The sequence below is a fragment of the Photobacterium frigidiphilum genome (assembly GCF_003025615.1).
GTDB classification, from domain to species: domain Bacteria; phylum Pseudomonadota; class Gammaproteobacteria; order Enterobacterales; family Vibrionaceae; genus Photobacterium; species Photobacterium frigidiphilum.
This window is the reverse complement of the sequence record NZ_PYMJ01000025.1, coordinates 21,826-45,646: the sequence shown is the minus strand read 5'-3', so window position 1 is coordinate 45,646 and position 23,821 is coordinate 21,826. Positions and strand designations below refer to the sequence as shown.

Here is a 23,821-nt window from a genome sequence, read left to right as displayed (position 1 = left end):
GATGGGGCTGCGTGTGAAGGGAAACATATGGTGTATAGCCTCAGTTGCAGCTTGTCTGCTGCTGTTGTCTGCCTGTAGCAGTCACACGCCTGCACCTGTTTCTAGCCTTAATAAAGATTACTCACAAGTTGATCGTGGTAGTTTTCGCGGCAGTTACTATCGAGTTCAAAAAGGCGATACGCTTTATTTTATTTCTTATGTAACAGGTAAAGAAGTTAAAGAAATAATTGCTCAGAATAAATTGTCATACCCTTATACGATTTATCCGGGACAAAAACTTGAGCTTTGGAATTCGAAATACGTTGCACCTAAATACGGCACTGCTGCTGTCGTTGTTGTTAAACCCCCAGTAAAAACAACAGCTAATGCTGCTAAGCCAAAATCACCTGCGCAGCAAAAAAAAACGAAGCCCAAACCTCCAGTGCAACAAAAGAAAGTTGAGCAAAAAACAGTCAATAAAAAAGTTGATCAAGATCGCACAAAGGAGTACTCTCGAAAAGTAACAAAAAGCAACAATTTGGCAACAAAAAAACCAACGACCAGTAACAAGGTCGCTAGTTGGAACTGGCCAAATAATGGGCGCGTTATAGCAAAGTTTTCCAATTCAGAAAATGGAAATAAAGGCATAGACATTGCCGGTCAGCGTGGTGCAACGATTGCTGCATCAGCAAATGGTCGAGTGGTTTATGCTGGTAACGCACTTCGTGGCTACGGTAATCTCATTATTATTAAGCATAGCGATGATTACCTTAGTGCTTACGCCCATAACGATAAAATGCTTGTGAAAGAGCAGCAAACAGTAAAAGCCGGGCAGAAGATTGCTTCAATGGGAAGCTCGGGTACAAGCAGCGTTCGTTTACATTTTGAAATTCGTTATAAAGGTAAATCCGTTGATCCAATGCGGTATTTGCCCAAAAAATAGAATGACATAGAGAAGTTGTAATGTCTTGCTAACTCGCCATCTGGGAGGCGCTATGAGTAGAAGCAGCACAGCAAAAAAAACTGACACATTAAACCTTGATGAAGATATTGATATCGAGGCAATAGCTGATGCGGCAGCAGCGAGTACTAAAGCTGAGTCGGAAGAAAGCTCGAATGATGTTGATGTTTCTAAATATGGAACCACGCAAAAAGCGCTTGATGCAACACAACTTTACCTTGGTGAAATTGGTTTTTCACCACTGCTAACGGCAGAAGAAGAAGTATTGTATGCGCGCCGGGCATTACGTGGTGATGAAATTGCACGTAAGCGTATGATTGAGAGCAACTTACGTTTAGTGGTTAAAATTTCCCGTCGATACAGCAATCGTGGTCTTGCTTTGCTTGATCTGGTGGAAGAGGGGAACCTCGGGCTTATTCGAGCAGTTGAAAAGTTTGATCCAGAACGAGGCTTTCGATTTTCGACTTATGCAACGTGGTGGATCCGCCAAACAATAGAACGCGCGATCATGAACCAAACCCGCACCATCCGCTTACCAATCCATGTCGTAAAAGAACTGAATGTTTACCTAAGAACTGCACGTGAACTTGCTCAAAAGCTTGATCACGAACCTACTGCAGAAGATATCGCACTGAAATTAGAGAAACCCGTTGATGATGTTAATCGCATGCTACGTTTGAATGAACGTGTTAGCTCGGTCGACAATCCGATTGGTGGTGATTCTGAAAAAGCGTTACTTGATATTATTCCTGATGAAAAAGGGGGAAGTCCTGAATCATCAACGCAAGATGACGACATCAAAAACTCCATCGTTCATTGGCTACAAGAGCTGAACCCTAAGCAACGCGAAGTACTTGCTCGTCGTTTCGGTTTACTTGGCTATGAAGCATCAACCTTGGAAGATGTTGGTCGTGAAATCGGTTTGACCCGTGAACGTGTTCGTCAAATTCAAGTTGAAGGCTTACGTCGTTTACGTGATATGTTGACCCATCAAGGACTGAACATTGAGTCGTTGTTTAATCAAGGTGCGCAATAATTTGATTATATTTTGTTGAAATAAATGAGCCCATTTTGCTACACATTTTTTCATTTATTCTAGAAATATAAGAAACAAAAAGGACGCTAATGCGTCCTTTTTGTTATCTGAATTTTAACGGTTTAACGGTTAAACGGATTACATCAATGCCTTTAATCGGTATAGCTCGTTTAATGCTTGGCGTGGTGTCATCTCGTCAGGATTGACTTTGGCTAATGCCTCTTCAACGTCACTCGGTTCAGGAAGCAACGTCAGCTGCTGCTCTTCTCTCGGTGCTTTCGAAGGGTTTTTTATCGCTTGTTGGTGACCCGTTGTTTCTAGTTGGGTTAGCTTAGCCTTCGCGCGTTTGATAACTGCTTTAGGTACACCCGCTAAGCTGGCAACGGCTAATCCATAAGATTTACTTGCCGCACCTTCTTGCACGGCGTGCATGAAAGCAATTTCATCACCGTGTTCAACCGCATCTAAATGGACATTAGCTAAACCATCCATCATGGAGGGTAACTCTGTTAATTCGAAGTAATGGGTCGCAAATAAAGTCATCGCTGAGATTTTTTCAGCTAACCATTCAGCACTTGCCCATGCCAATGACAGGCCATCATAGGTACTGGTACCACGGCCTATCTCATCCATCAGGACTAAACTTTTACTTGTTGCATTATGAAGAATATTGGCTGTTTCAGTCATCTCGACCATGAAGGTGGAACGACCTGAAGCTAAATCATCAGAGGCACCAATTCGAGTAAAAATACGATCCAGAGAGCCTATTTTAACGGCTTCTGCTGGCACAAACGAACCAACGTGGGCCATAAGAGCAATAAGGGCTGTTTGACGCATGTAGGTCGACTTACCACCCATGTTTGGGCCGGTAATAATTAACATACGACGATCATGGTGAAGAGAAATTGGGTTAGCAATAAACGGTTCACTCAGTACTTGTTCGACAACCGGATGACGACCAGCGGTTATCTCAATTCCCGTTTGGTCGGTTAACTCTGGTCGGCAATAGTTCAGGGTGTCAGCACGTTCTGCAAGATTGGCTAATACGTCTAATTCACTTAAGGCACTCGCTGCATTTTGTAGTAGCTCTAAGTGAGGCAATAACTGATCAAACAGTTCTTCCCACAATTTCTTTTCTAAACCTAGGGCTTTAGATTTAGAGTTAAGTACCTTGTCTTCGTGTTCTTTTAGCTCAGGAATAATATAACGTTCAGCATTCTTTAGGGTTTGGCGGCGAACATAGTGCTCAGGTGCTAAATGGCTTTGTCCTCGGCTAATTTGGATAAAGAAACCGTGAACCTGGTTAAAGCCTACTTTTAAACTATCAATACCATGCTGCTCTCGTTCTCGAGTTTCGAGATCATCAAGGAATTTTTTCGCCCCATCGGCAAGATCACGCCATTCATCCAGTTCAGCGTTATAGCCTGGTGCTAATACACCACCATCACGAATAATAACGGGTGGGTTCTCTATAATCGCTCGTTCAAGCAGTTCACAGAGATCGTCCATTGGCGCAGAAGACTGTGCAAGCTCGCCGATACGGGGTTGCTCAATATCAGCCAATAAATCGGCTAGCTGAGGCAGAGATTGTAATGCGCTACGCATACGGGCTAAATCACGAGGGCGCGCAGAACGCAGTGCTAATCGCGCTAAAATACGTTCTAGATCGCCCATATGATGTAATACTTCAGCAACCTCAATAAACATGCCCGTATCTTTAAATGCGGCGATAGCATCTAAGCGATGATTGAGTTGCTTGGTATCTCGAATGGGTTGATGCAACCAGCGTTTTAATAAGCGGCTGCCCATCGGGGTAGCTGTATGGTCAAGTACCGATGCTAAGGTATTATCAAAGCCACCAGATAAGTTTTGGGTCAGTTCTAAATTACGGCGTGTCGCAGCATCTAAAATAACCGAATGATCTTTGCTATCTAAGGTAATGGCCCGAATATGGGGTAAGGCCGTTCGTTGAGTATCTTTCACATATTGCAGTAAACACCCAGCAGCCGATAACCCACGTTCCGCTTTTTCGACACCAAAGCCAATTAAATCACGGGTACCAAATTGCATGGTTAATTGCTGACGTGCAGTATCTAGATCAAACTCCCAAATAGGGCGACGACGTGTCCCTTTAATCGCTTCAATTATGTGCATCTGTGTGAAGTCTTCAGGGTACAGCAGCTCTGCTGGACTGGTGCGTTGCAATTCTGCTTGCATTGCTTCTTCAGTTTCAGGTTCTGAGAGCATGAAACGACCAGAGGTAATATCCAGTGTGGCGTAGCCAAAGCCTTTGCTATTTTGATAAATAGCAGCCACTAAGTTATCTCGACGTTCGCTTAATAATGCCTCATCACTGACCGTTCCCGGTGTCACAATACGTACAACTTGACGATCTACGGGACCTTTACTTGTTGCTGGATCGCCAATTTGCTCACAAATAGCGACAGACACACCTTGTTGAACTAGCTTTGCTAAATACCCTTCCACAGCATGATAGGGTAAGCCCGCCATAGGAATGGGTTGACCATTTGATGAACCACGCTTAGTCAGCGTAATATCCAGTAGTTGAGATGCTCTTTTAGCATCATCAAAAAAGAGTTCGTAGAAATCACCCATGCGATAGAACAGTAGAGTGTCAGGGTTTTCAGCTTTAATGCGTAAAAATTGCTGCATCATGGGAGTGTGTGTTTCTAAACCTTTTACTGTCACGATATTGCCTACTGTTACTGCTGGATTAAATTCTGGTACTAAGGATACGTGAATCAGACTAGTCGGCAAAGTCTCAATACAGGGAATTTACTTTCAAGTGAGTAAGTTGATAACCGTAGCGGTTATTTAGATATCCTGATAGAGGTGCTTGCGGTAAATAGGTTTAAGGTGATTTCCAATAATACAGTGTTGCTGACCGAATAAGGATTGAGAGATGAATAGGGTAGTGGAACTGGCTGAACAGTTGGGCGCGGCGTTATCACAGCAGAGTTGGATCGCAACAACGGCTGAATCATGCACTGGTGGTGGTGTATCTATGGCGATTACTGAAATAGCAGGCAGTTCTGCGTGGTTTGACCGCGCGTTTGTGACTTACAGTAACGAAGCCAAGCAACAAATGATTAATGTACAAGCTGAGACACTAGTTAAACATGGTGCTGTCAGTGAACCTGTTGTTATAGAAATGGCAAAAGGTGCGTTAGATAATTCTAATGCCAATATCAGTGTTGCTATCAGTGGGATCGCTGGCCCCGGTGGTGGTACAGCATTAAAACCTGTTGGTACGGTATGCCTTGCTTGGGCAGATAAAACGGGGTGGCTGTATACTGAAACCTGTTTGTTTGATGGTGATCGCAACGCTGTAAGAGAGCAAGCGATTGAAAAGTCGTTATCTGGCATGCTGCAGCGCTTACAGACTTTAGTTTGATTAAATTGTCTGAACAAATTACCCAATAAAATTTGCACACAGTGCTAGACACTGTATGAATAGACAGTATACTAATCAGCATAAAGTTCACCAGTATTTAATTTAAGCATCCGTTGGAGAGTCGAATGGACGATAATAAGCAGAAGGCTCTTGCCGCAGCGTTAGGCCAGATTGAAAAGCAGTTTGGTAAAGGCTCAATTATGAGATTGGGCGATAATAAGACAATGGATATCGAAACGGTATCGACAGGTTCTTTAGCTCTGGATATTGCTCTAGGTGCTGGCGGTTTGCCAATGGGGCGTATTGTCGAGATTTACGGTCCTGAATCATCAGGTAAAACAACCTTAACGCTTGAGACAATTGCAGCGGCACAACGCGCAAATAAAACATGTGCTTTTATTGATGCTGAACACGCTCTTGATCCTGTCTATGCACAGAAGCTGGGTGTCGATATTGACCAACTACTGTGTTCTCAGCCTGATACTGGTGAGCAAGCGCTAGAAATTGTGGATGCACTCGCACGGTCTGGAGCCGTTGATCTGATTGTTGTCGATTCTGTAGCTGCATTGACCCCGAAAGCCGAAATTGAAGGTGAAATGGGCGACAGCCATATGGGATTGCAAGCTAGGATGTTGTCGCAGGCCATGCGAAAACTGACTGGTAATTTAAAAAATTCAAATTGCATGTGTATCTTCATTAACCAAATTCGAATGAAGATTGGTGTAATGTTTGGCAATCCAGAAACGACTACGGGTGGTAATGCCCTTAAATTCTACGCCTCTGTTCGTCTTGATATTCGCCGTACTGGTGCAATTAAAGATGGTGATGAAGTTGTTGGTAACGAAACACGCATCAAGGTTGTTAAAAATAAAATTGCCGCGCCGTTTAAGCAGGCTGAAACGCAAATTCTTTATGGTCAAGGTTTTAACCGTAACGGTGAGCTCATTGATCTAGGTGTTAAGAATAAGCTGGTAGAAAAAGCGGGTGCTTGGTACAGCTATAAAGGTAATAAGATTGGTCAAGGTAAGGCTAATTCTTGTAAACACCTAGTCGAAAATCCAGCAATAGCTGAAGAGATTGAAAAACTACTGCGTGACATGCTGTTATCACCAGCAGTGGAAGAAGCAGAAGAAACTGATGAAAAAAAATCAGGTTCAAAAAAAGATACAGCTGAAGCTCTAAAATAAGAGTGCTGAAGCAGCTGTAACATGAAGATATATCTCTTCTGGAACAGTTTTCATAAATGAATAAGAAAGCGGGCTTTGTAGCGTATACAAAGCCCGCTTTTTGTTTAATGGAATTTAATATGACAAAGAATAGCCCCCATAAAACATCAGCGAAATAAGCAGCGATGAAGAGTGGGATGTTGATTGGTATGCATATTCGTGATGATGGGTAACCTGAAATCAATTATAACTATTGGGTCTAACAACAGTCACACAACCTCCTTCCCGTAATTAACCGCATATTTAACGGTTAAGATGTCATTATTTACGCCAATTTTTAACATAATATTTCCCGTATCCACAGTGGTTGTTTTACAATGACCGCCAAAAATTTTATCTTAGTCCGATACTATCGCTTAAAGGCGATAATTCTGGTTTCTATAAAGCATCTATTCAGGATTTCCCAATGTACATGAGCACTGATGAGATTCGCCGTGCGTTTCTAGCGTTTTTTGAGAGCAAAGGCCACCAAATAGTGGAGAGCTCTTCTCTTGTACCTGCCAACGACCCAACGTTGTTGTTTACCAATGCAGGTATGAACCAATTTAAAGATACTTTTCTAGGTATTGAAAAGCGCAGCTACACTCGAGCGACAACTGCTCAACGCTGTGTACGTGCCGGTGGTAAGCACAATGATCTAGAAAATGTTGGCTTTACTGCCCGTCACCATACTTTCTTTGAAATGCTGGGTAACTTCAGCTTCGGTGATTATTTCAAGCAAGATGCGATTAAGTATGCTTGGGAATTTTTAACGGATGTATTGGGATTACCACAAGATCGCCTATTGGTAACGATTTATGAAACAGATGACGAAGCATTCGACATCTGGAATAAAGAAATGGGTATCCCTGCCGATCGCATCGTACGCATCGGCGACAACAAGGGTGCACCTTACGCGTCAGACAACTTCTGGCAGATGGGTGACACAGGTCCTTGTGGCCCTTGTACTGAAATTTTCTATGATCACGGTGAGCACATTTGGGGCGGTCGTCCTGGTACACCAGAAGAAGATGGTGACCGTTTCATCGAGATCTGGAACAACGTATTCATGCAATTTAACCGTCAAGCTGACGGTACAATGGAGCCGTTACCTAAGCCTTCTGTTGATACAGGCATGGGTATTGAACGTATTGCTGCAATTATGCAAGGCGTTCACTCTAACTATGAAATTGATATCTTCCAGACATTAATTAAAAAGTCTGCAGAAGTGATTGGTTACGAAGATTTGTCTAATCAATCATTACGCGTTGTGGCTGACCATATCCGTTCATGTGCATTCTTGATCGTTGATGGTGTAATGCCTTCAAACGAAGGTCGTGGTTATGTGCTTCGCCGTATTATTCGTCGTGCAGTGCGCCACGGTAATAAATTAGGCGCAAGCGGTGCGTTCTTCTACAAGCTAGCGGGTCCTTTAGCTGAAATCATGGGCACTGCTGGTGATGAGCTGAAGAAACAACAAGCGCTTGTTGAAAAAGTATTGAAGATTGAAGAAGACAATTTTGGTCGTACACTTGACCGTGGTTTGACAATCTTGAATGACGCTTTAGATAACTTAAGCGGCAAAGAGCTTGATGGCGAAACGGTATTTAAACTGTATGACACATACGGTTTCCCAGCAGATTTAACCAACGATGTTGCACGTGAGCGTGATTTCACCATTGATGAAGAAGGCTTCAACAATGCAATGGAAGCACAACGTCAACGTGCGCGCGAAGCGGGTAAATTTGGTGTTGATTACAATGAATCAATCAAAGTAGACGCGAGTACTGAATTTTGTGGCTACACAGGCACAGCAGCACAAAGCAGCATTATTGCGCTTTACCGTGATGGTGAAGCGGTTGATAGCATTCTTGCAGGTGAAGATGCATTAATCATCCTTGATAACACGCCGTTCTATGCAGAGTCTGGCGGTCAGTGTGGTGATGCTGGTGTTCTAACAGCAGAAAATACAGTGTTTAATGTGTCTGATACGCAAAAGTTCGGCGCTGCAATCGGTCATCAAGGGTCACTAGTACAAGGTGCTCTTAACGTTGGCGATAAACTTGAAGCTCAAGTTGATGTAGCCCGTCGCACGGCGATTACATTGAACCACTCAGCAACACACTTATTGCACTCTGCATTGCGTAACTTGCTTGGTGAGCACGTTGCTCAGAAAGGCTCATTAGTGAAGCCTGACGCACTGCGTTTTGACTTCTCTAACCTTGAAGCCGTTAAGCCTGAGCAATTGCGTGAAATCGAACGTGTTGTTAATGAACAAATTCGTTTAAACCACAATATCGATACCAATATTATGGATATTGAATCTGCTAAGCAAAAAGGTGCAATGGCACTGTTTGGCGAAAAATACGATGATGAAGTACGCGTACTTAGCATGGGTGAGTTTTCAACTGAGCTATGTGGTGGTATTCACGCGAAAAATACTGGTGATATTGGTTTGTTTAAAATCACCTCTGAAGGTGGTATTGCAGCAGGTATTCGTCGTATTGAAGCGGTAACGGGTGCTGCGGCTATTGATGCATTACATGCACAAGAAGCATTGCTATCTGAAACGGCAAGTATTGTTAAATCTGATGCTGCTTCTGTTGCGACAAAAGTGAGTGCGTTACTGGCACACAGCAAGCAATTAGAAAAAGATATTCAGCAGCTTCAAGATAAGCTTGCCGCACAAGAAAGTGCTGGTTTGCTTGATCAAGCGAAAGAAATCAATGGTGTGAAAGTATTGATAACTCAGCTTGATGGCGCTGACAATAAAGCACTGCGTGGCATGCTCGATGAAATAAAGAATAAGTTAGGCAGCGGTATCGTCGTGCTTGGTAACGTGAGTGGCGATAAAGTTGGCTTGATCGTTGGTGTAACGAAAGATCTCACTGGCAAAGTAAAAGCGGGTGAGCTTGTTAACATGGTTGCTCAGCAAGTTGGTGGTAAAGGTGGCGGTCGTCCTGACATGGCTCAAGCTGGCGGCACCGATGCCGCTGCATTACCAGCGGCTCTTGAATCAGTTACTCCTTGGTTAACTGAAAAACTGTAAATATTGGAGAGGTGAAGTGACATTATTAGTGCAGAAGTTTGGTGGTACGTCGGTAGGTAGTATTGACCGAATTGAAGCTGTAGCTGATCGTGTAATGAAAACATATCAGCAAGGTCATCAGATAGTTGTTGTATTGTCAGCCATGGCCGGTGAGACAAATCGCTTGTTAGGGTTGGCAAAACAAATTGATGAGATTCCAACGGCGAGAGAGTTGGATGTCTTATTATCAGCGGGTGAGCAAGTGTCTATTGCTTTACTTGCGATGGCTTTGAATAGGCGAGGCATTAAGGCGCAATCCTTAACTGCTGATCAAGTGACTATTCGAACGGATAATGTATTTAATAATGCCAGTATCACAGACGTTGAGACAAAGCGTTTAACAACGTTACTTGAACAAGGTAACGTTGTTGTTGTGGCAGGCTTTCAAGGGCGTGATAGTGATAACAATATCACGACCTTAGGGCGAGGCGGTTCAGATATGACCGCCGTTGCGATTGCGAGCGCTTTGAATGCAACTGAATGCCAAATATTTACAGATGTAGACGGGGTCTATTCGACAGACCCTCGTTTAGTGCCTGATGCCAAACGTTTAGATGTGGTTCATTTTGAACATATGAGAACAATGGCGGGTAAAGGTGCTAAAGTGCTACAGTTACAGTCAGTTGAGTATGCTCTTCAGCACAATGTTCCTTTACGGGTACTTTCGTCGTTTGATGAAGGGGCGGGCACACTTGTAACTTTTGATATAGCGTCAACATCTTCTATTGTTGGTATTGCCATTTTAGGTAACCAGGTATTGTTAGATGTTGAGCTCTCGAAAGAAGAACTGCAAAGACAATTAAGTTTATTTGGGGTAGACGTTTGGAGTGTGACTGCAAAAGCAGATTCCACACAAATTGTTGCTTCAAATGACGATTTAGCACGGCTTAGGCTAGTGTTAGATGAAAAAATGCGCCATATTGGTGATGTTTCGACTCTATCTATGATAGGGAATGATATATTGGAGTATGCGGATGAAATTCGTGTATTCTTATCAGAAGCTGGCATTATTGTGCACAATAAACAGCAACAAACCGATTGTCTTTCTTTTTTGATAGATAAAGATAATCATAAGTTGGCTGTTGATATCATCCACAAAAGGTTTGTGGTAGACCAGCAAAGGCTGGATAATCCACCACTTCTCGCTATTTATTGAGCTGAGACCATTTACGCTATCGTAAATTTTGTTGGATAATAACTATTAATTCTTATAAAACTGAGATAACTCAAGGAGCACACGAATGCTAATTTTGACTCGTCGCGTTGGTGAAACGCTAATGATTGGTGATGAAGTAACAGTTACTGTACTTGGTGTTAAGGGTAACCAAGTTCGCATTGGTGTTAACGCACCTAAAGAAGTATCTGTTCACCGTGAAGAAATCTACATGCGAATTCAAGCAGAAAAAGAAAACGGAACTCAAGGTACTGGTAACTTCTAATTCAAATAGGTCGGCTATATTATGCTGGCCTTTTTTGTCTCAAGCTTGATCTAGATACAAATTATATTTTTGTTAGCTTTGACGGAAATATGCCAAACATTTCGATAGTTACGTTGGTTTAGTTGCCTTGTTGGCTATTAAATGTGCATGCGTGCTGCGATTGCTGTTTTTTGGCAATAAAGTGTTTGACTTATTTTTGGCTGGCAGTAATATGAGCCCCCGAAACACGGTGAGGTGGCCGAGAGGCTGAAGGCGCTCCCCTGCTAAGGGAGTATATGGTTTATCCCGTATCGAGGGTTCGAATCCCTCCTTCACCGCCATTATCTTTTTAATGGCATTGTGGAAAAGCAACATCAGTGCACGCGTAGCTCAGCTGGATAGAGTACTTGGCTACGAACCAGGCGGTCGGAGGTTCGAATCCTCCCGCGTGCACCATTATTTATAAGCAATGACATTCTTCAGTTGTCGTTGTAGTAAAACAGAATTAGTGCACGCGTAGCTCAGCTGGATAGAGTACTTGGCTACGAACCAGGCGGTCGGAGGTTCGAATCCTCCCGCGTGCACCATCTAATTCGTGTGGTGAGGTGGCCGAGAGGCTGAAGGCGCTCCCCTGCTAAGGGAGTATATGGTTTATCCCGTATCGAGGGTTCGAATCCCTCCTTCACCGCCATTCTTTCGTTAACGCTAGTGTACTACTTAGTAGTCGACTCGTTTTAATAAGTATCTTTCTTAGCCGGAAGATAAGTAAAGCAACATCAGTGCACGCGTAGCTCAGCTGGATAGAGTACTTGGCTACGAACCAGGCGGTCGGAGGTTCGAATCCTCCCGCGTGCACCATCATTTAAACGCAATGACAATGTTTCGTGATTGTCTTTGTAGTAAAGCAGAATTAGTGCACGCGTAGCTCAGCTGGATAGAGTACTTGGCTACGAACCAGGCGGTCGGAGGTTCGAATCCTCCCGCGTGCACCATCATTTAAACGCAGTGACAATGTTTCATGATTGTCTTTGTAGTAAAACAAAATTAGTGCACGCGTAGCTCAGCTGGATAGAGTACTTGGCTACGAACCAGGCGGTCGGAGGTTCGAATCCTCCCGCGTGCACCATCTAATTCGTGTGGTGAGGTGGCCGAGAGGCTGAAGGCGCTCCCCTGCTAAGGGAGTATATGGTTTATCCCGTATCGAGGGTTCGAATCCCTCCTTCACCGCCATTCTTTCGTTAACGCTAGTGTGCTACTTAGTAGCGACTCGTTTTAATAAGTATCTTTCTTAGCAGGAAGATAAGTAAAGCAACATCAGTGCACGCGTAGCTCAGCTGGATAGAGTACTTGGCTACGAACCAGGCGGTCGGAGGTTCGAATCCTCCCGCGTGCACCATCATTTAAACGCAATGACAGTATTTCGTGATTGTCATTGTAGTAAAACAGAATTAGTGCACGCGTAGCTCAGCTGGATAGAGTACTTGGCTACGAACCAGGCGGTCGGAGGTTCGAATCCTCCCGCGTGCACCATCATTTAAACGCAGTGACAATGTTTCGTGATTGTCTTTGTAGTAAAACAGAATTAGTGCACGCGTAGCTCAGCTGGATAGAGTACTTGGCTACGAACCAGGCGGTCGGAGGTTCGAATCCTCCCGCGTGCACCATCATTTAAAAGCAATGACAGTATTTCGTAATTGTCGTTGTGGTAAAACAGAATTAGTGCACGCGTAGCTCAGCTGGATAGAGTACTTGGCTACGAACCAGGCGGTCGGAGGTTCGAATCCTCCCGCGTGCACCATCATTTAAAAGCAGTGACAGTATTTCGTGATTGTCGTTGTAAAACAGAATTAGTGCACGCGTAGCTCAGCTGGATAGAGTACTTGGCTACGAACCAGGCGGTCGGAGGTTCGAATCCTCCCGCGTGCACCATCATTTAAAAGCAATGACAGTATTTCGTGATTGTCGTTGTGCTAAAACAGAATTAGTGCACGCGTAGCTCAGCTGGATAGAGTACTTGGCTACGAACCAGGCGGTCGGAGGTTCGAATCCTCCCGCGTGCACCATCATTTAAAGCTCAGCTTCGGCTGGGCTTTTTTGTATCTAAATTTTGATATTCTATCTCCAATACCACCTACCTTTATAACACTGCATTTTTAATACGTATCTTTAAGCGTTACTTTTAGCCTTGTTTTACCATGATATTTTACTGGGTACTTTATTTAATTATCCGTTGGAGTCGAGCCAATAAAAGGTCGTCAAATTGATTTTGTTATATTAAATAACAATAAGTTTTGTGAATGCAATAGCACTCTTTATCTGTTATTTGTAATTGTTTGATTTAACATTATTTCCAATGTAAAAAATCCAATTTATTCCATTATCATTACGTTAACGTAAGCGTAAGTTGTGGCGTTTTATATGTTGTTTTATATAGCTTGTTGTTGATTTATTTAATGATAGTGGGCACTGTTAGTGACTTATTTTTCTACGATTTATGAGAAATAGGCTGTTTTATCACTATTTTCTTATTGGATAGGTAAAAGTGAGTACAATCTTCAACTATATGAAGTGATATTGTTAATAAATTTGACTTATTTTTCCATGTCGTGATAATCCTTAACGCACCAGTCACAAAATAATGAAAGGAATCTATGATGGCTGATTTAGGAAGTTTGCTACAGGAAGCAGCAACAATAATGTTAACTGGCATGTTTGTGGTTTTTGGATTTCTGAGCGCCTTAATCTATTTAGTTCAACTTTTGTCAAAACTGGCACCTGCAGATGCAGTATCAATTCCAAAGCCTATGACAAATGTTGAGTCAAATCACGCAGGGGTTCAACCTGACGTTGTGGCAGCAATATCTGCCGCGGTACATCTGTATCGTCAACGTAATGCCTAAAAATGATTTATAGGCTAATTACACTTACAAGGAGTTTTTGATCATGTCTAAGCCTTTAGCTATCACTGACGTTGTATTACGTGATGCACACCAGTCACTGTTTGCCACCCGCATGCGTATTGAAGATATGCTGCCAATCGCAGAGCAGTTAGACAACGTGGGGTATTGGTCCCTTGAAACATGGGGGGGAGCAACATTTGATTCATGCATTCGATTTTTGGGTGAAGACCCATGGGAACGCTTACGGGCTTTAAAACAAGCGATGCCTAAAACACCAATGCAAATGTTGCTACGTGGGCAAAATCTATTGGGGTATCGTCACTATGGCGATGACGTGGTCGAGAAGTTTGTTGAACGTGCCCATGCAAATGGTATGGATGTATTCCGTATTTTTGATGCAATGAATGATGTACGTAACTTTGAAAAAGCAGTGAAATCAACAATCGATGTTGGTGCTCATGCTCAAGGTACTATTTCATACACAACAAGCCCTGTGCACAATTTAGATACATGGACTGATTTAGCTAAGCGCTTAGAAGATCTTGGTTGTCATTCTATTTGTATTAAAGACATGTCTGGTCTGCTTAAGCCTTATGAAGCAGAAGAGTTAGTTAAACGCATTAAAGCATCATGTGATGTACCGCTTGCCCTTCATTGCCATGCAACAACGGGATTGTCTGCAGCAACTGCAGTAAAAGCGGTAGAAGCTGGTTTAGATATTCTTGATACGGCTATTTCTTCAATGAGCCAAACGTATGGCCATACACCTACCGAAACTGTCATTGCGATGCTGGAAGGCACAGAGCGTGATACCAACTTAGATCTGCAGCAGATTGAACCTATTGCGACTTACTTCCGTGAAGTTCGTAAAAAATATGCGAAATTTGAAGGTAGCTTGAAAGGGGTTGATGCTCGAATTCTTCTTGCGCAAGTGCCTGGTGGCATGTTGACTAACATGGAAGGCCAGTTAAAAGAGCAAGGTGCTGCTGATCGTTTTGATGAAGTATTAGCAGAGATCCCTCGAGTTCGTAAAGATCTTGGCTTTATTCCTTTGGTAACACCGACATCGCAGATTGTTGGTACTCAAGCGGTATTGAATGTGCTTACGGGTGAGCGCTACAAGAACATTGCGAAAGAAACGGCTGGCATACTGAAAGGTGAATATGGTAAAGCTCCTGCACCAGTGAATGCAGAGCTTCAGGCTCGAGTGCTTGAAGGCGCTGAACCTATCACATGTCGCCCTGCTGATCTTATTGCTGATGAACTCTCAATCCTAACGGACGACCTACTGGCTAAAGCAGAAGCTGACAATATCAAGTTAGCTGAAGACTCTGTGGATGATGTATTAACGTATGCGTTATTCCCACAAGTTGGTTTGAAGTTCCTTAAAAACCGTAATAACCCAGAAGCATTTGAACCAGCACCTGAAGCAGAATCTGCTGTTACTGCACCAGTTGCCAAACCCGCCGCCTCTACCGGCGGCATTGAAGCGTACAGTGTGAAAGTTAACGGGCAGGTTTATAACGTAGAAGTCGGTCCAAGTGGTGAGCTATCAAGTGTTGTATCTGCAACATCAGCCTCCGCACCCGTCGCTGCAGCGAGTAATGCGGAAGATATTTCAGCGCCTTTAGCGGGAAGTATCTTTAGAATCAATGTTAAGCCGGGTAATCAAGTGTCTGAAGGTGATGTCTTGATTGTGCTTGAAGCGATGAAGATGGAAACAGAAATCCGTGCAGCACGTAATGGTGTCATTCAAGAATTGCATGTTAAAGAGGGTGATTCTGTTTCGGTTGGTTCGCCAATATTAAGTTTGGCGTAAGAGGGTACCATGGACGGTTTATTAAAACTTTGGGCAGAGACTGGGATAGCTAATTTTGAGTTCGGTCAAATCATCATGATTTTGGTTGGCAGTGGATTACTGTTTCTTGCTATTCGTAAAGGCTTTGAACCATTACTGTTATTGCCAATGGGCTTTGGCGCTATTCTTGCGAATATTCCTAACTCGGGATTTACCGAGCCGGGCGGATTATTGTATTACATCTACCATGTGGGTATTGAAACGGGTGTTTTCCCGTTATTGATCTTCATGGGCGTGGGGGCAATGACAGATTTCGGGGCATTGATCGCTAACCCTAAAACATTGTTATTAGGTGCAGCCGCTCAATTTGGTATTTTCTTTACTTTATTTGGTGCAATTTTACTGAATCTTGTTCCTGGAATGGAATTTACACTTGCAGATGCATCATCCATTGCGATTATTGGTGGTGCAGATGGGCCAACGGCAATATTTCTTGCCAGTCGTTTGGCGCCTGATCTCTTAGGGGCGATTGCCGTAGCAGCTTATAGCTATATGGCTCTTGTGCCGATTATTCAGCCTCCGATCATGAAAGCGTTAACCTCGCCGGAAGAACGACAGATTAAGATGCAGCAATTGCGTCATGTCAGTAAGGCTGAGAAAGTACTCTTCCCGTTGGCTGTATTGTTGATGACTATTCTGTTTTTACCATCAGCAACACCATTAATCGGTATGTTCTGTTTAGGTAACTTGATGCGTGAATCTGGCGTGGTCGATCGTTTATCTAATACGGTTCAAAATGAACTGATTAATATCGTAACGATCATGTTGGGTTTAGGCGTGGGTTCAAAGCTTGAAGCGAATACGTTCTTACAATTTGAAACCTTGGGTATTTTGCTATTAGGCGCAGTGGCATTCAGTGTGGGTACTGGTGGTGGTGTGTTGATGGCTAAATTACTTAATCGTTTCAGTAAGGAAGACATCAACCCATTGATTGGTGCTGCGGGCGTTTCTGCTGTACCTATGGCTGCACGTGTAGTGAATAAGGTCGGCTTAGAAGCTAACCCACAAAATTTCCTACTAATGCATGCAATGGGGCCGAATGTTGCAGGGGTATTAGGTTCAGCGGTTGCTGCTGGTATTTTATTAGCCCTTGTCGGCTAATGAAACACAGCCATAACGACTATTTAACGTCAGGCGTTAATTCGTTGGGTTAATTGATAGGGCTCGTCCTGTTAGTGATATCTATAAGTACACATTTTGAAACGGGTAGTTTGACGCTATCCGTTTTTTTTATGTCTGTAGCTTGGTATAAGGGGAACTCATTATTAAGGCTAATGACGTAACTTTCAGTTAGCCGGTAAAATTAACCCACTAAAAAGGAAGCAATATTACGACTTGTAAACAGCGAGCGATAACTAAATTAAACCATTAAGAGTACATATTGACGCTTAATATGCCTAACCTGAAGGTGTTTGTGCGTATAAGCAGATCGAAACAGGTCGTACTCGTGGCAAAATTGTTTTAGCGACAAGCATTTAATATGCAGTGTTTTTTTTCGATTAGCTTGATGTAAGTAAATAAGATGTTAGATTTATTAAATGGCGATTCAGCATTATGGGTATTGTTCACCACTGGTTTTCTAAGTGCCACGTTGTTACCGGGCGGCTCTGAAGCCAACCTTATAGCAACGATTAAGCTGGGTGATAATGCCCTATGGCTTGTGGTATTAGTGGCGACGATAGGTAATACACTTGGTGGAATGACGAATTACTGGTTAGGGCGTTTACTACCGGATAAAACTTCTAAAGAAAAACATGGTCATAAAGCATTACAGTGGTTGAAAAAATATGGCTACTGGAGCTTATTCTTTAGTTGGTTACCCGTTATTGGTGACCCTTTATGTTTAGCTGCGGGCTGGTTGCGAATGCACCATTGGCTGAGCTTTATCATTATTATGATCGGTAAAGCTATGCGCTACATTGTGTTGGCTCTGGTAGTGCAAGGTTTTTTATAAGGAATGCTATAGTGCAAAAGTGGGTTTTAAGTGTCACGTTGCTATCAATTGCAGGGTGTAGTAATCAAATAGGGCAAGAGACATCAACATTGCCTGAAGGTGTTACATTCGTCGAGCAAGTTGCAGGTGTGAAAGGGCAACCTGTTATCCCTTACAGTAAATATACGCTTGAGAACGGTTTAACAGTTGTTCTTCATGAAGATAAATCAGACCCATTAGTGCATGTCGATATGACCTACCATGTTGGTTCAGCCCGTGAACAAGAAGGTAAATCAGGTTTTGCACACTTCTTTGAACATATGATGTTTCAGGGATCAGAGCACGTCGGCGATCAAGAACATTTTCGTTTGATCACCGAGGCTGGTGGTACGTTAAATGGGACTACCAATCGAGATCGTACCAACTATTTCGAAACGGTACCTGCGAATCAATTAGAAAAAATGTTATGGCTAGAGTCAGACCGCATGGGCTTTTTACTCGGTGCTGTCTCTCAACGTAAATTCGAAATTCAACGCTCAACGGTTAAAAATGAACGCGCCCAGCGTTATGAAAACCGCCCTTATGGTTTAGTGTATGAGCGCCTTGGCGAAGCCCTTTATCCGCGTACTCACCCTTACTCATGGCAAACTATTGGTTATGTTGAAGATCTTGAACGTGTTGATGTTAATGATCTAAAAGCATTCTTCCTGCGTTGGTATGGTCCGAATAATGCCACGCTAACGATCGGTGGTGACTTAGACAAAGGACAAACATTAGCATGGGTTAATAAATACTTTGGCTCTGTTCCTCGTGGCCCTGAAGTAAAAGACATGCCTAAGCAGCCCGTTACGCTGGATGCTGACCGCTATATAACCTTAGAAGATAAAGTACAGCAACCTATGCTGATGATGGCATGGCCGACGTCGTTTAACGGTTCAGAAGATGAAGCATCGCTTGATATGCTGGCCAAAGTGATTGGCGGTGGTAAAAACAGTCTGCTTTATCAAAACTTAGTGAAAACTGGTGATGTTGTTGATGCGGGTGCCTACCATGATTGTGCAGAACTTGCGTGTACCATGTATGTGTATGCGATTGGACAAAGTGGTGAGAAAGGCAATTTAAAAGAGCTGCGTAGTAAAGTGGTATCGACCCTTGATGATTTAGAAGAACGAGGGGTCAGTGAAAAAGAGCTGAACGAACTAAAAGGCATGGTCGAAGCGAACGCTATTTTTGGCTTACAAAGTGTGAGTGGAAAAGTGTCTCAATTGGCTGCCTATCAGACGTTTTACGGCAACCCTAATCATTTAAGTGTAGAGCTACAACAATTACGTGATGTTTCGACAGATAGCATTGAGTCTGCATATATGCAGTACGTAAACGGAAACCCCAATGTGACTTTAAGTGTAGTGCCTAAAGGTAAAACTAACTTGGTTGCCGCTAAGTCAAATTACACGCCAATGCCTCGTATTATTCCTGAGCATAAAAAGCTGACAGAGGAACAATTAGCTTTACGTGAACCGGTTGATAACTTTGATCGTAATGTAATGCCACAGCCTTCACAGCCTGTAGAAGCTGTAATGCCAACCTTGTACCAATTTGAGCTAGCCAACGGTATTAAAGTACTTGGTACCAAATACCAAGAAACCCCAACGGTAGAATTACAAATGGTTATTCCTGCAGGGCGTCGTTTTGAGCCAATGGGGAAAACCGGGTTATCTAAGCTTGTTGCAGCCATGATGAATGAAGCAAGTACTCAATCAACTGCTGAAGAATTGTCATCACGATTAGATTCGTTGGGCAGTACTGTTAGTTTTAATGCTGGCTTGTACGGTACAACCGTCTCGGTAACATCGTTGGATAAGAACATAGTACAAACGCTGGCTATCTTGGAAGAGCGTTTATTCAAACCTGCTTTCAATGAAGTTGATTTTGACCGTTTAAAAGCACAAGCGATTGAAGGTGCGGTATACGAACATCAACGTCCTGATTGGCTAGCAAGCCAAGCTACGCGTGAAATTTTGTATAAAGGCACCCCGTTTAGCTTACCGCCAGAAGGCACGAAGGTATCTTTAAAGAGTATTACCTTGAAAGATGTAACAGACTTTTATGATACTTATTACACACCGAATGGCGCCGACATTGTTGTTGTGGGTGATGTTACCGAGCAGCAATTAATCCGGAAAATTGATTTTCTATCAAAGTGGCAAGGGGCGACCAAGCCAGTACCTAGCTCTCTTGTATTACCTACCATAGAAAAACAAGCGATTTGGATGGTGGATAAGCCGGGTGCGCCACAGACGATCATTCGTCTTGTTCGTCAAGGTCTACCTTATGATGCAACGGGGGAGTTATACGAAACGCAATTGGCTAACTTCAATTTAGCGGGTAACTTCAATAGCCGTTTAAACTTAAATCTGCGTGAAGATAAAGGCTATACCTATGGCGCGGGTGGTTATCAAACCGGCGGGAAAGAGGTGGGTTTATCTGTGTATTACGCTCAAGTGCGTGCTGATGCTAGCTTAGCCTCGGCGAAAGAGTTCTTGGCTGAGCTTGAAAAAATGAGCCGTGAAGGCGTAACAGATAAAGAAGTCGACTTTATGCGTTTAGCGGTTGGGCAGAAAGATGCGCTAAGTTATGAAACACCAAGTAAAAAAGCACAACTGCTAGGTCAGATCCTAACGTATTCGCTACCTGACAACTTTGTTGAAGAGCGTAATGAAATTGTTGCGAAGATCAGTAAAGAGCGACTAAATGAATTAGCGGCTAAGTGGTTTAATCCAGATGATTACCAAATCATTGTAGTGGGGGATGCTAAGGCATTGACGCCACAATTTGAAACACTGGGTATTCCGATGAAAACAATTCAGCCTAATCTTTAAGGGTTAGCCTGAATTATTTAATAAAAAACCGGCGTGTTAGAGCGTCGGTTTTTTCTATATAGTAAAAGTGTTTCTCTATAAAACTAATGGTAATCAGTAACAATAATGATTACTCTACTTTTTCAATTATGATAATAAACGAGAATGGCCTTCATGGATTTTTCACAAAGGTTGCAGCAGATTTCCGCTAATTCTGATGCCTTAACACAACTCGGTCGTGGTCTTGAGCGTGAAGCGCTGCGAATTACATCGGAAGGTAACTTATCAGATCAACCACATCCAGTTGGGTTAGGATCAGCATTAACCAATAAGTGGGTCACCACCGATTTTGCAGAATCACTGTTAGAGTTTATTACTCCAGTATCGCAAGATGTTGACCATTTATTGACGCAATTAAGTGATATTCACCAGTTTACGTATCGCCAAATGGGTGACGAACGTTTATGGCCAATGTCGATGCCGTGTTTTGTCGGTAAAGAGAATGACATCACGTTAGCGCAATACGGTAGTTCAAATACCGGGCGCATGAAAACCTTGTACCGTGAAGGGTTGAAGCATCGTTATGGCAGCGTTATGCAGGTTATTTCTGGTGTGCATTTTAACTTTTCTTTCCCTGAATCATTTTGGCAAGAATTGTTTGGTGATCAAAGTGAGCAAGATCGCCAAGACTCTATTTCAGATGCGTATTTCGGCTTGATCCGAAACTACTATCGTTTTGGTTGGCTAATCCCATATTTATTTGGTGCATCACCAGCGTTATGTGGCTCATTCCTTAACAAACATAATTCATCAGTCGATTTTAAGCAGTTAGGTTGTGGTACTTATTACCTACCGAATGCGACAGCTTTACGCCTAAGTGATTTGGGTTATACCAATAATGCACAAAGCTCGTTGAAAATTGGCTTTAATAGCCTAGACCAGTACCTTGATGGTTTGAATGAAGCTATCCGTACTCCGTCGGATGATTTTGCAGATATTGGTGTAAAAGTGGATGGTGAATACCGTCAGTTAAATAGCAATGTACTGCAAATTGAAAATGAATTGTATGCACCTATTCGCCCTAAGCGTGTCGCCAAAGATGGCGAGAAGCCTTCAGAAGCACTGGGTCGGGCTGGTGTTGAATATATTGAAGTACGCTCATTAGATGTGAACCCTTTCAGTCCTATTGGTATAACGGAAGATCAGGTTCGATTCCTTGACCTATTCCTTACATGGGCCGTGCTTACACCGTCAGATGATATGGATGACTCTGAATTAGCATGTTGGCGTGATAACTGGAATCGCGTTGTGCTCGATGGTCGTAATCCTGATTTAATGCTGAAAATTGGCTGTAATGGTGAGCGCTTATCACTGCAAGATTGGGGTGTGCGAGTATTCAAAGAGCTGCAAGATGTTGCGGTTGTGATGGATAAAGCCGCGGGTAACAATAAATACCAGGAAACCTGTGAACGATTGAAAGGTTGGATTCTTAATCCCGATCTAACGCTATCTGCACAGTTGCTTGAAAAAGTGAAACAAAACGAAGGTATCGGTTCCGTTGGGCATCAGCTCGCAGCAGAACACAGCCAAACGTTGGCTGAGCGGTCTTATGGCTTTTATTCTCAATCAGAATTTGACGTTGAAGCCCAAACATCAGTAGAGAAACAACATAAAATTGAGCAAGGTGATACGGTATCATTTGAACAATTTTTAAAAGATTATTTTGCTGATTTGAAGTGATTTTCAATCTTAGAACAATAAGATGAAAAATTGGGCGGCTATATATATAGCCGCCCATAAATAATTTCGCAGGGATGACGACAGCTTTACTGCCTGTCATTAATTCAGACCATGATAAATGCACTTGGTTCAAACCGATTTTTGCATTGCATTAACTTAAGTTAGGTTTGTTCACACACTGTTTGGTGAATAAAAATATGCTGTCTGCTGTACGCTTACTGATGCTGTCTGGTGTTTTACTGGCAGTCACGGGTTGTGCGACTCCTCCACCGAAAAACCAATCAAATATCTGCAGTATCTTCAGAGAAAATCCGAGTTGGTACGATGATGCTGTTGATATGCAAAAAGAATGGGGTACTCCCATTAATGTTGCGATGGCGTTTATTAAACAAGAAAGTAGCTTTCGCCATGATGCCCGTCCTCCGAAAGATTACATTTTAGGCTTTATTCCTTGGGGCAGAGTGAGTAGTGCGTATGGTTACGCACAAGCGCAAGATCCAGCCTGGGAAGATTATCAAAAAGCGACAAGCAATGGTGGGTCACGAACAAATTTTGATGATGCACTGCACTTTATTGGTTGGTACACCCATGAAACTCAGCGTCAGTTAGGTATCTCTAAATGGGATGCTTATAGTCAATACTTGGCGTACCATGAGGGGCGAGGTGGCTTCAAGCGTGGTTCATATAAAAGTAAACCTACCTTGATTAAGATTGCACGTAAAGTTGAGAAACAATCAAAAGATTATGGCTGGCAGTTGAAGCAATGCCGCAAAGAATTAGACGATAACCGCAGCTGGTGGCCGTTCTAATTGAACGACAGCGCGGTTATGTTTTCCTCAATATAGAGAACTAAACGCTAGGCAAAGGAGAAGGATGTTATGCCGTTATTAGATAGTTTTACTGTTGATCATACGCGAATGAATGCCCCTGCGGTACGTGTGGCAAAAACCATGCAAACGCCAAAAGGTGACACAATCACGGTATTTGATCTTCGTTTCTGTCGTCCTAATATGGATATTTTAAGTGAGCGTGGAATTCATACACTTGAGCACCTATACGCAGGCTTTATGCGTAACCACTTGAATTCAGATCGTGTAGAAATTATTGATATCTCACCAATGGGGTGTCGTACGGGTTTTTACATGAGTTTAATTGGCACACCTAGCGAGCAAGATGTTGCAGCTGGTTGGACTGCAGCCATGGAAGATGTACTAAACGTCGAATCGCAAGATAAAATCCCAGAGTTGAATGAATACCAGTGTGGTACATACAGTATGCATTCATTAGAAGAAGCAAAAGATATTGCTAAAACAATTCTTGCTGAAGGGATTAATGTTAATAAGAACGACGAATTAGCCTTGCCTGAAAGCATGTTGAAAGAGCTCGATGTAAAGTAGATATACACTGCTTATTAGAATCAAAAAAGCCAG

General features: G+C 42.9%; 16 protein-coding genes and 14 tRNA genes. 29 read left to right on the top strand and 1 reads right to left on the bottom strand.

Features of this window, described 5'->3' with window-relative positions:
- Position 1: 1 nt before the first annotated feature.
- Positions 2-922: a murein hydrolase activator NlpD gene (gene nlpD / locus C9J12_RS20240; protein WP_193944692.1), complete on the top strand. Its 921-nt coding sequence runs from the start codon at positions 2-4 to the stop codon at positions 920-922.
- 52 nt (positions 923-974) lie between these two features.
- Positions 975-1,976, top strand: a complete 1,002-nt coding sequence (gene rpoS, locus C9J12_RS20235) for an RNA polymerase sigma factor RpoS (protein WP_107244344.1) — start codon at positions 975-977, stop codon at positions 1,974-1,976.
- Positions 1,977-2,114: 138 nt separating this feature from the next.
- Here the strand turns inward: rpoS and mutS are convergent, their stop codons facing one another.
- Positions 2,115-4,652 (bottom strand): DNA mismatch repair protein MutS, encoded by a 2,538-nt coding sequence (gene mutS / locus C9J12_RS20230; RefSeq protein ID WP_407675694.1) that lies wholly within the window; start codon positions 4,650-4,652, stop codon positions 2,115-2,117.
- A gap of 247 nt (positions 4,653-4,899) precedes the next feature.
- Between mutS and C9J12_RS20225 the strand changes: the two genes are divergently transcribed.
- From C9J12_RS20225 to luxS, 27 genes are all read left to right on the top strand, one after another.
- Entirely contained in the window at positions 4,900-5,391 is a 492-nt protein-coding gene (locus tag C9J12_RS20225; protein WP_107244342.1) for a CinA family protein, read from the top strand.
- Positions 5,392-5,516: 125 nt separating this feature from the next.
- On the top strand, positions 5,517-6,578 hold the full coding sequence (recA, locus tag C9J12_RS20220; protein WP_107244341.1) for a recombinase RecA: 1,062 nt from the start codon (positions 5,517-5,519) through the stop codon (positions 6,576-6,578).
- Positions 6,579-7,023: 445 nt separating this feature from the next.
- Positions 7,024-9,645 (top strand): alanine--tRNA ligase, encoded by a 2,622-nt coding sequence (gene alaS, locus C9J12_RS20215; RefSeq protein WP_107244340.1) that lies wholly within the window; start codon positions 7,024-7,026, stop codon positions 9,643-9,645.
- Positions 9,646-9,661: 16 nt separating this feature from the next.
- Positions 9,662-10,840 carry an aspartate kinase gene (locus C9J12_RS20210; RefSeq protein WP_107244339.1) on the top strand — a complete coding sequence of 393 codons (1,179 nt, stop codon included), beginning with the start codon at positions 9,662-9,664 and terminating at the stop codon, positions 10,838-10,840.
- 85 nt (positions 10,841-10,925) lie between these two features.
- Positions 10,926-11,123, top strand: coding sequence for a carbon storage regulator CsrA (gene csrA / locus C9J12_RS20205; protein ID WP_011219641.1), 198 nt, complete (start codon positions 10,926-10,928; stop codon positions 11,121-11,123).
- Positions 11,124-11,351: 228 nt separating this feature from the next.
- A tRNA-Ser gene (locus C9J12_RS20200) sits at positions 11,352-11,443 on the top strand.
- A 38-nt stretch (positions 11,444-11,481) separates the two neighbouring features.
- Positions 11,482-11,558: transfer RNA gene (locus C9J12_RS20195), tRNA-Arg, on the top strand.
- A 54-nt stretch (positions 11,559-11,612) separates the two neighbouring features.
- Positions 11,613-11,689: transfer RNA gene (locus C9J12_RS20190), tRNA-Arg, on the top strand.
- 12 nt (positions 11,690-11,701) lie between these two features.
- Positions 11,702-11,793: transfer RNA gene (locus tag C9J12_RS20185), tRNA-Ser, on the top strand.
- Between the two features lie 90 nt (positions 11,794-11,883).
- Positions 11,884-11,960: transfer RNA gene (locus C9J12_RS20180), tRNA-Arg, on the top strand.
- Positions 11,961-12,017: 57 nt separating this feature from the next.
- A tRNA-Arg gene (locus tag C9J12_RS20175) sits at positions 12,018-12,094 on the top strand.
- A gap of 57 nt (positions 12,095-12,151) precedes the next feature.
- A tRNA-Arg gene (locus C9J12_RS20170) sits at positions 12,152-12,228 on the top strand.
- A 12-nt stretch (positions 12,229-12,240) separates the two neighbouring features.
- Positions 12,241-12,332, top strand: a tRNA-Ser gene (locus C9J12_RS20165).
- 89 nt (positions 12,333-12,421) lie between these two features.
- Positions 12,422-12,498 (top strand) — tRNA-Arg (locus C9J12_RS20160).
- Between the two features lie 57 nt (positions 12,499-12,555).
- Positions 12,556-12,632, top strand: a tRNA-Arg gene (locus tag C9J12_RS20155).
- 57 nt (positions 12,633-12,689) lie between these two features.
- Positions 12,690-12,766 (top strand) — tRNA-Arg (locus C9J12_RS20150).
- Between the two features lie 57 nt (positions 12,767-12,823).
- A tRNA-Arg gene (locus tag C9J12_RS20145) sits at positions 12,824-12,900 on the top strand.
- A gap of 54 nt (positions 12,901-12,954) precedes the next feature.
- A tRNA-Arg gene (locus C9J12_RS20140) sits at positions 12,955-13,031 on the top strand.
- 57 nt (positions 13,032-13,088) lie between these two features.
- Positions 13,089-13,165 (top strand) — tRNA-Arg (locus C9J12_RS20135).
- A gap of 591 nt (positions 13,166-13,756) precedes the next feature.
- Complete coding sequence (locus C9J12_RS20130) at positions 13,757-14,002, top strand: oxaloacetate decarboxylase subunit gamma (RefSeq protein WP_107244338.1); 246 nt, start codon at positions 13,757-13,759, stop codon at positions 14,000-14,002.
- Between the two features lie 43 nt (positions 14,003-14,045).
- The gene (gene oadA / locus C9J12_RS20125; RefSeq protein WP_107244337.1) at positions 14,046-15,821 is read left to right on the top strand and encodes a sodium-extruding oxaloacetate decarboxylase subunit alpha; all 1,776 of its coding nucleotides are present in this window, start codon (positions 14,046-14,048) and stop codon (positions 15,819-15,821) included.
- A gap of 9 nt (positions 15,822-15,830) precedes the next feature.
- Positions 15,831-16,961, top strand: coding sequence for a sodium ion-translocating decarboxylase subunit beta (locus C9J12_RS20120; protein WP_006232619.1), 1,131 nt, complete (start codon positions 15,831-15,833; stop codon positions 16,959-16,961).
- Between the two features lie 421 nt (positions 16,962-17,382).
- Positions 17,383-17,814, top strand: coding sequence for a YqaA family protein (locus C9J12_RS20115; protein WP_011219637.1), 432 nt, complete (start codon positions 17,383-17,385; stop codon positions 17,812-17,814).
- Positions 17,815-17,825: 11 nt separating this feature from the next.
- Positions 17,826-20,672 carry a M16 family metallopeptidase gene (locus tag C9J12_RS20110; protein ID WP_107244336.1) on the top strand — a complete coding sequence of 949 codons (2,847 nt, stop codon included), beginning with the start codon at positions 17,826-17,828 and terminating at the stop codon, positions 20,670-20,672.
- Positions 20,673-20,825: 153 nt separating this feature from the next.
- Positions 20,826-22,391 carry a glutamate--cysteine ligase gene (gene gshA / locus C9J12_RS20105; RefSeq protein ID WP_107244335.1) on the top strand — a complete coding sequence of 522 codons (1,566 nt, stop codon included), beginning with the start codon at positions 20,826-20,828 and terminating at the stop codon, positions 22,389-22,391.
- A gap of 197 nt (positions 22,392-22,588) precedes the next feature.
- Complete coding sequence (locus C9J12_RS20100; protein ID WP_107244334.1) at positions 22,589-23,200, top strand: transglycosylase SLT domain-containing protein; 612 nt, start codon at positions 22,589-22,591, stop codon at positions 23,198-23,200.
- Positions 23,201-23,269: 69 nt separating this feature from the next.
- Positions 23,270-23,788: an S-ribosylhomocysteine lyase gene (luxS, locus tag C9J12_RS20095; RefSeq protein ID WP_107244333.1), complete on the top strand. Its 519-nt coding sequence runs from the start codon at positions 23,270-23,272 to the stop codon at positions 23,786-23,788.
- Positions 23,789-23,821 lie beyond the last annotated feature (33 nt).

What these genes read in the sequence shown, in the direction of transcription:
- nlpD (WP_193944692.1), top strand. Translation starts at nt 2, where the DNA reads ATGGGGCTGCGTGTGAAGGGAAACATATGGTGTATAGCCTCAGTTGCA.
- rpoS (WP_107244344.1), top strand. Translation starts at nt 975, where the DNA reads ATGAGTAGAAGCAGCACAGCAAAAAAAACTGACACATTAAACCTTGAT.
- mutS (WP_407675694.1), bottom strand. Translation starts at nt 4,652, where the DNA reads ATGATGCAGCAATTTTTACGCATTAAAGCTGAAAACCCTGACACTCTA.
- C9J12_RS20225 (WP_107244342.1), top strand. Translation starts at nt 4,900, where the DNA reads ATGAATAGGGTAGTGGAACTGGCTGAACAGTTGGGCGCGGCGTTATCA.
- recA (WP_107244341.1), top strand. Translation starts at nt 5,517, where the DNA reads ATGGACGATAATAAGCAGAAGGCTCTTGCCGCAGCGTTAGGCCAGATT.
- alaS (WP_107244340.1), top strand. Translation starts at nt 7,024, where the DNA reads ATGTACATGAGCACTGATGAGATTCGCCGTGCGTTTCTAGCGTTTTTT.
- csrA (WP_011219641.1), top strand. Translation starts at nt 10,926, where the DNA reads ATGCTAATTTTGACTCGTCGCGTTGGTGAAACGCTAATGATTGGTGAT.
- C9J12_RS20130 (WP_107244338.1), top strand. Translation starts at nt 13,757, where the DNA reads ATGGCTGATTTAGGAAGTTTGCTACAGGAAGCAGCAACAATAATGTTA.
- oadA (WP_107244337.1), top strand. Translation starts at nt 14,046, where the DNA reads ATGTCTAAGCCTTTAGCTATCACTGACGTTGTATTACGTGATGCACAC.
- C9J12_RS20120 (WP_006232619.1), top strand. Translation starts at nt 15,831, where the DNA reads ATGGACGGTTTATTAAAACTTTGGGCAGAGACTGGGATAGCTAATTTT.
- C9J12_RS20115 (WP_011219637.1), top strand. Translation starts at nt 17,383, where the DNA reads ATGTTAGATTTATTAAATGGCGATTCAGCATTATGGGTATTGTTCACC.
- gshA (WP_107244335.1), top strand. Translation starts at nt 20,826, where the DNA reads ATGGATTTTTCACAAAGGTTGCAGCAGATTTCCGCTAATTCTGATGCC.
- C9J12_RS20100 (WP_107244334.1), top strand. Translation starts at nt 22,589, where the DNA reads ATGCTGTCTGCTGTACGCTTACTGATGCTGTCTGGTGTTTTACTGGCA.
- luxS (WP_107244333.1), top strand. Translation starts at nt 23,270, where the DNA reads ATGCCGTTATTAGATAGTTTTACTGTTGATCATACGCGAATGAATGCC.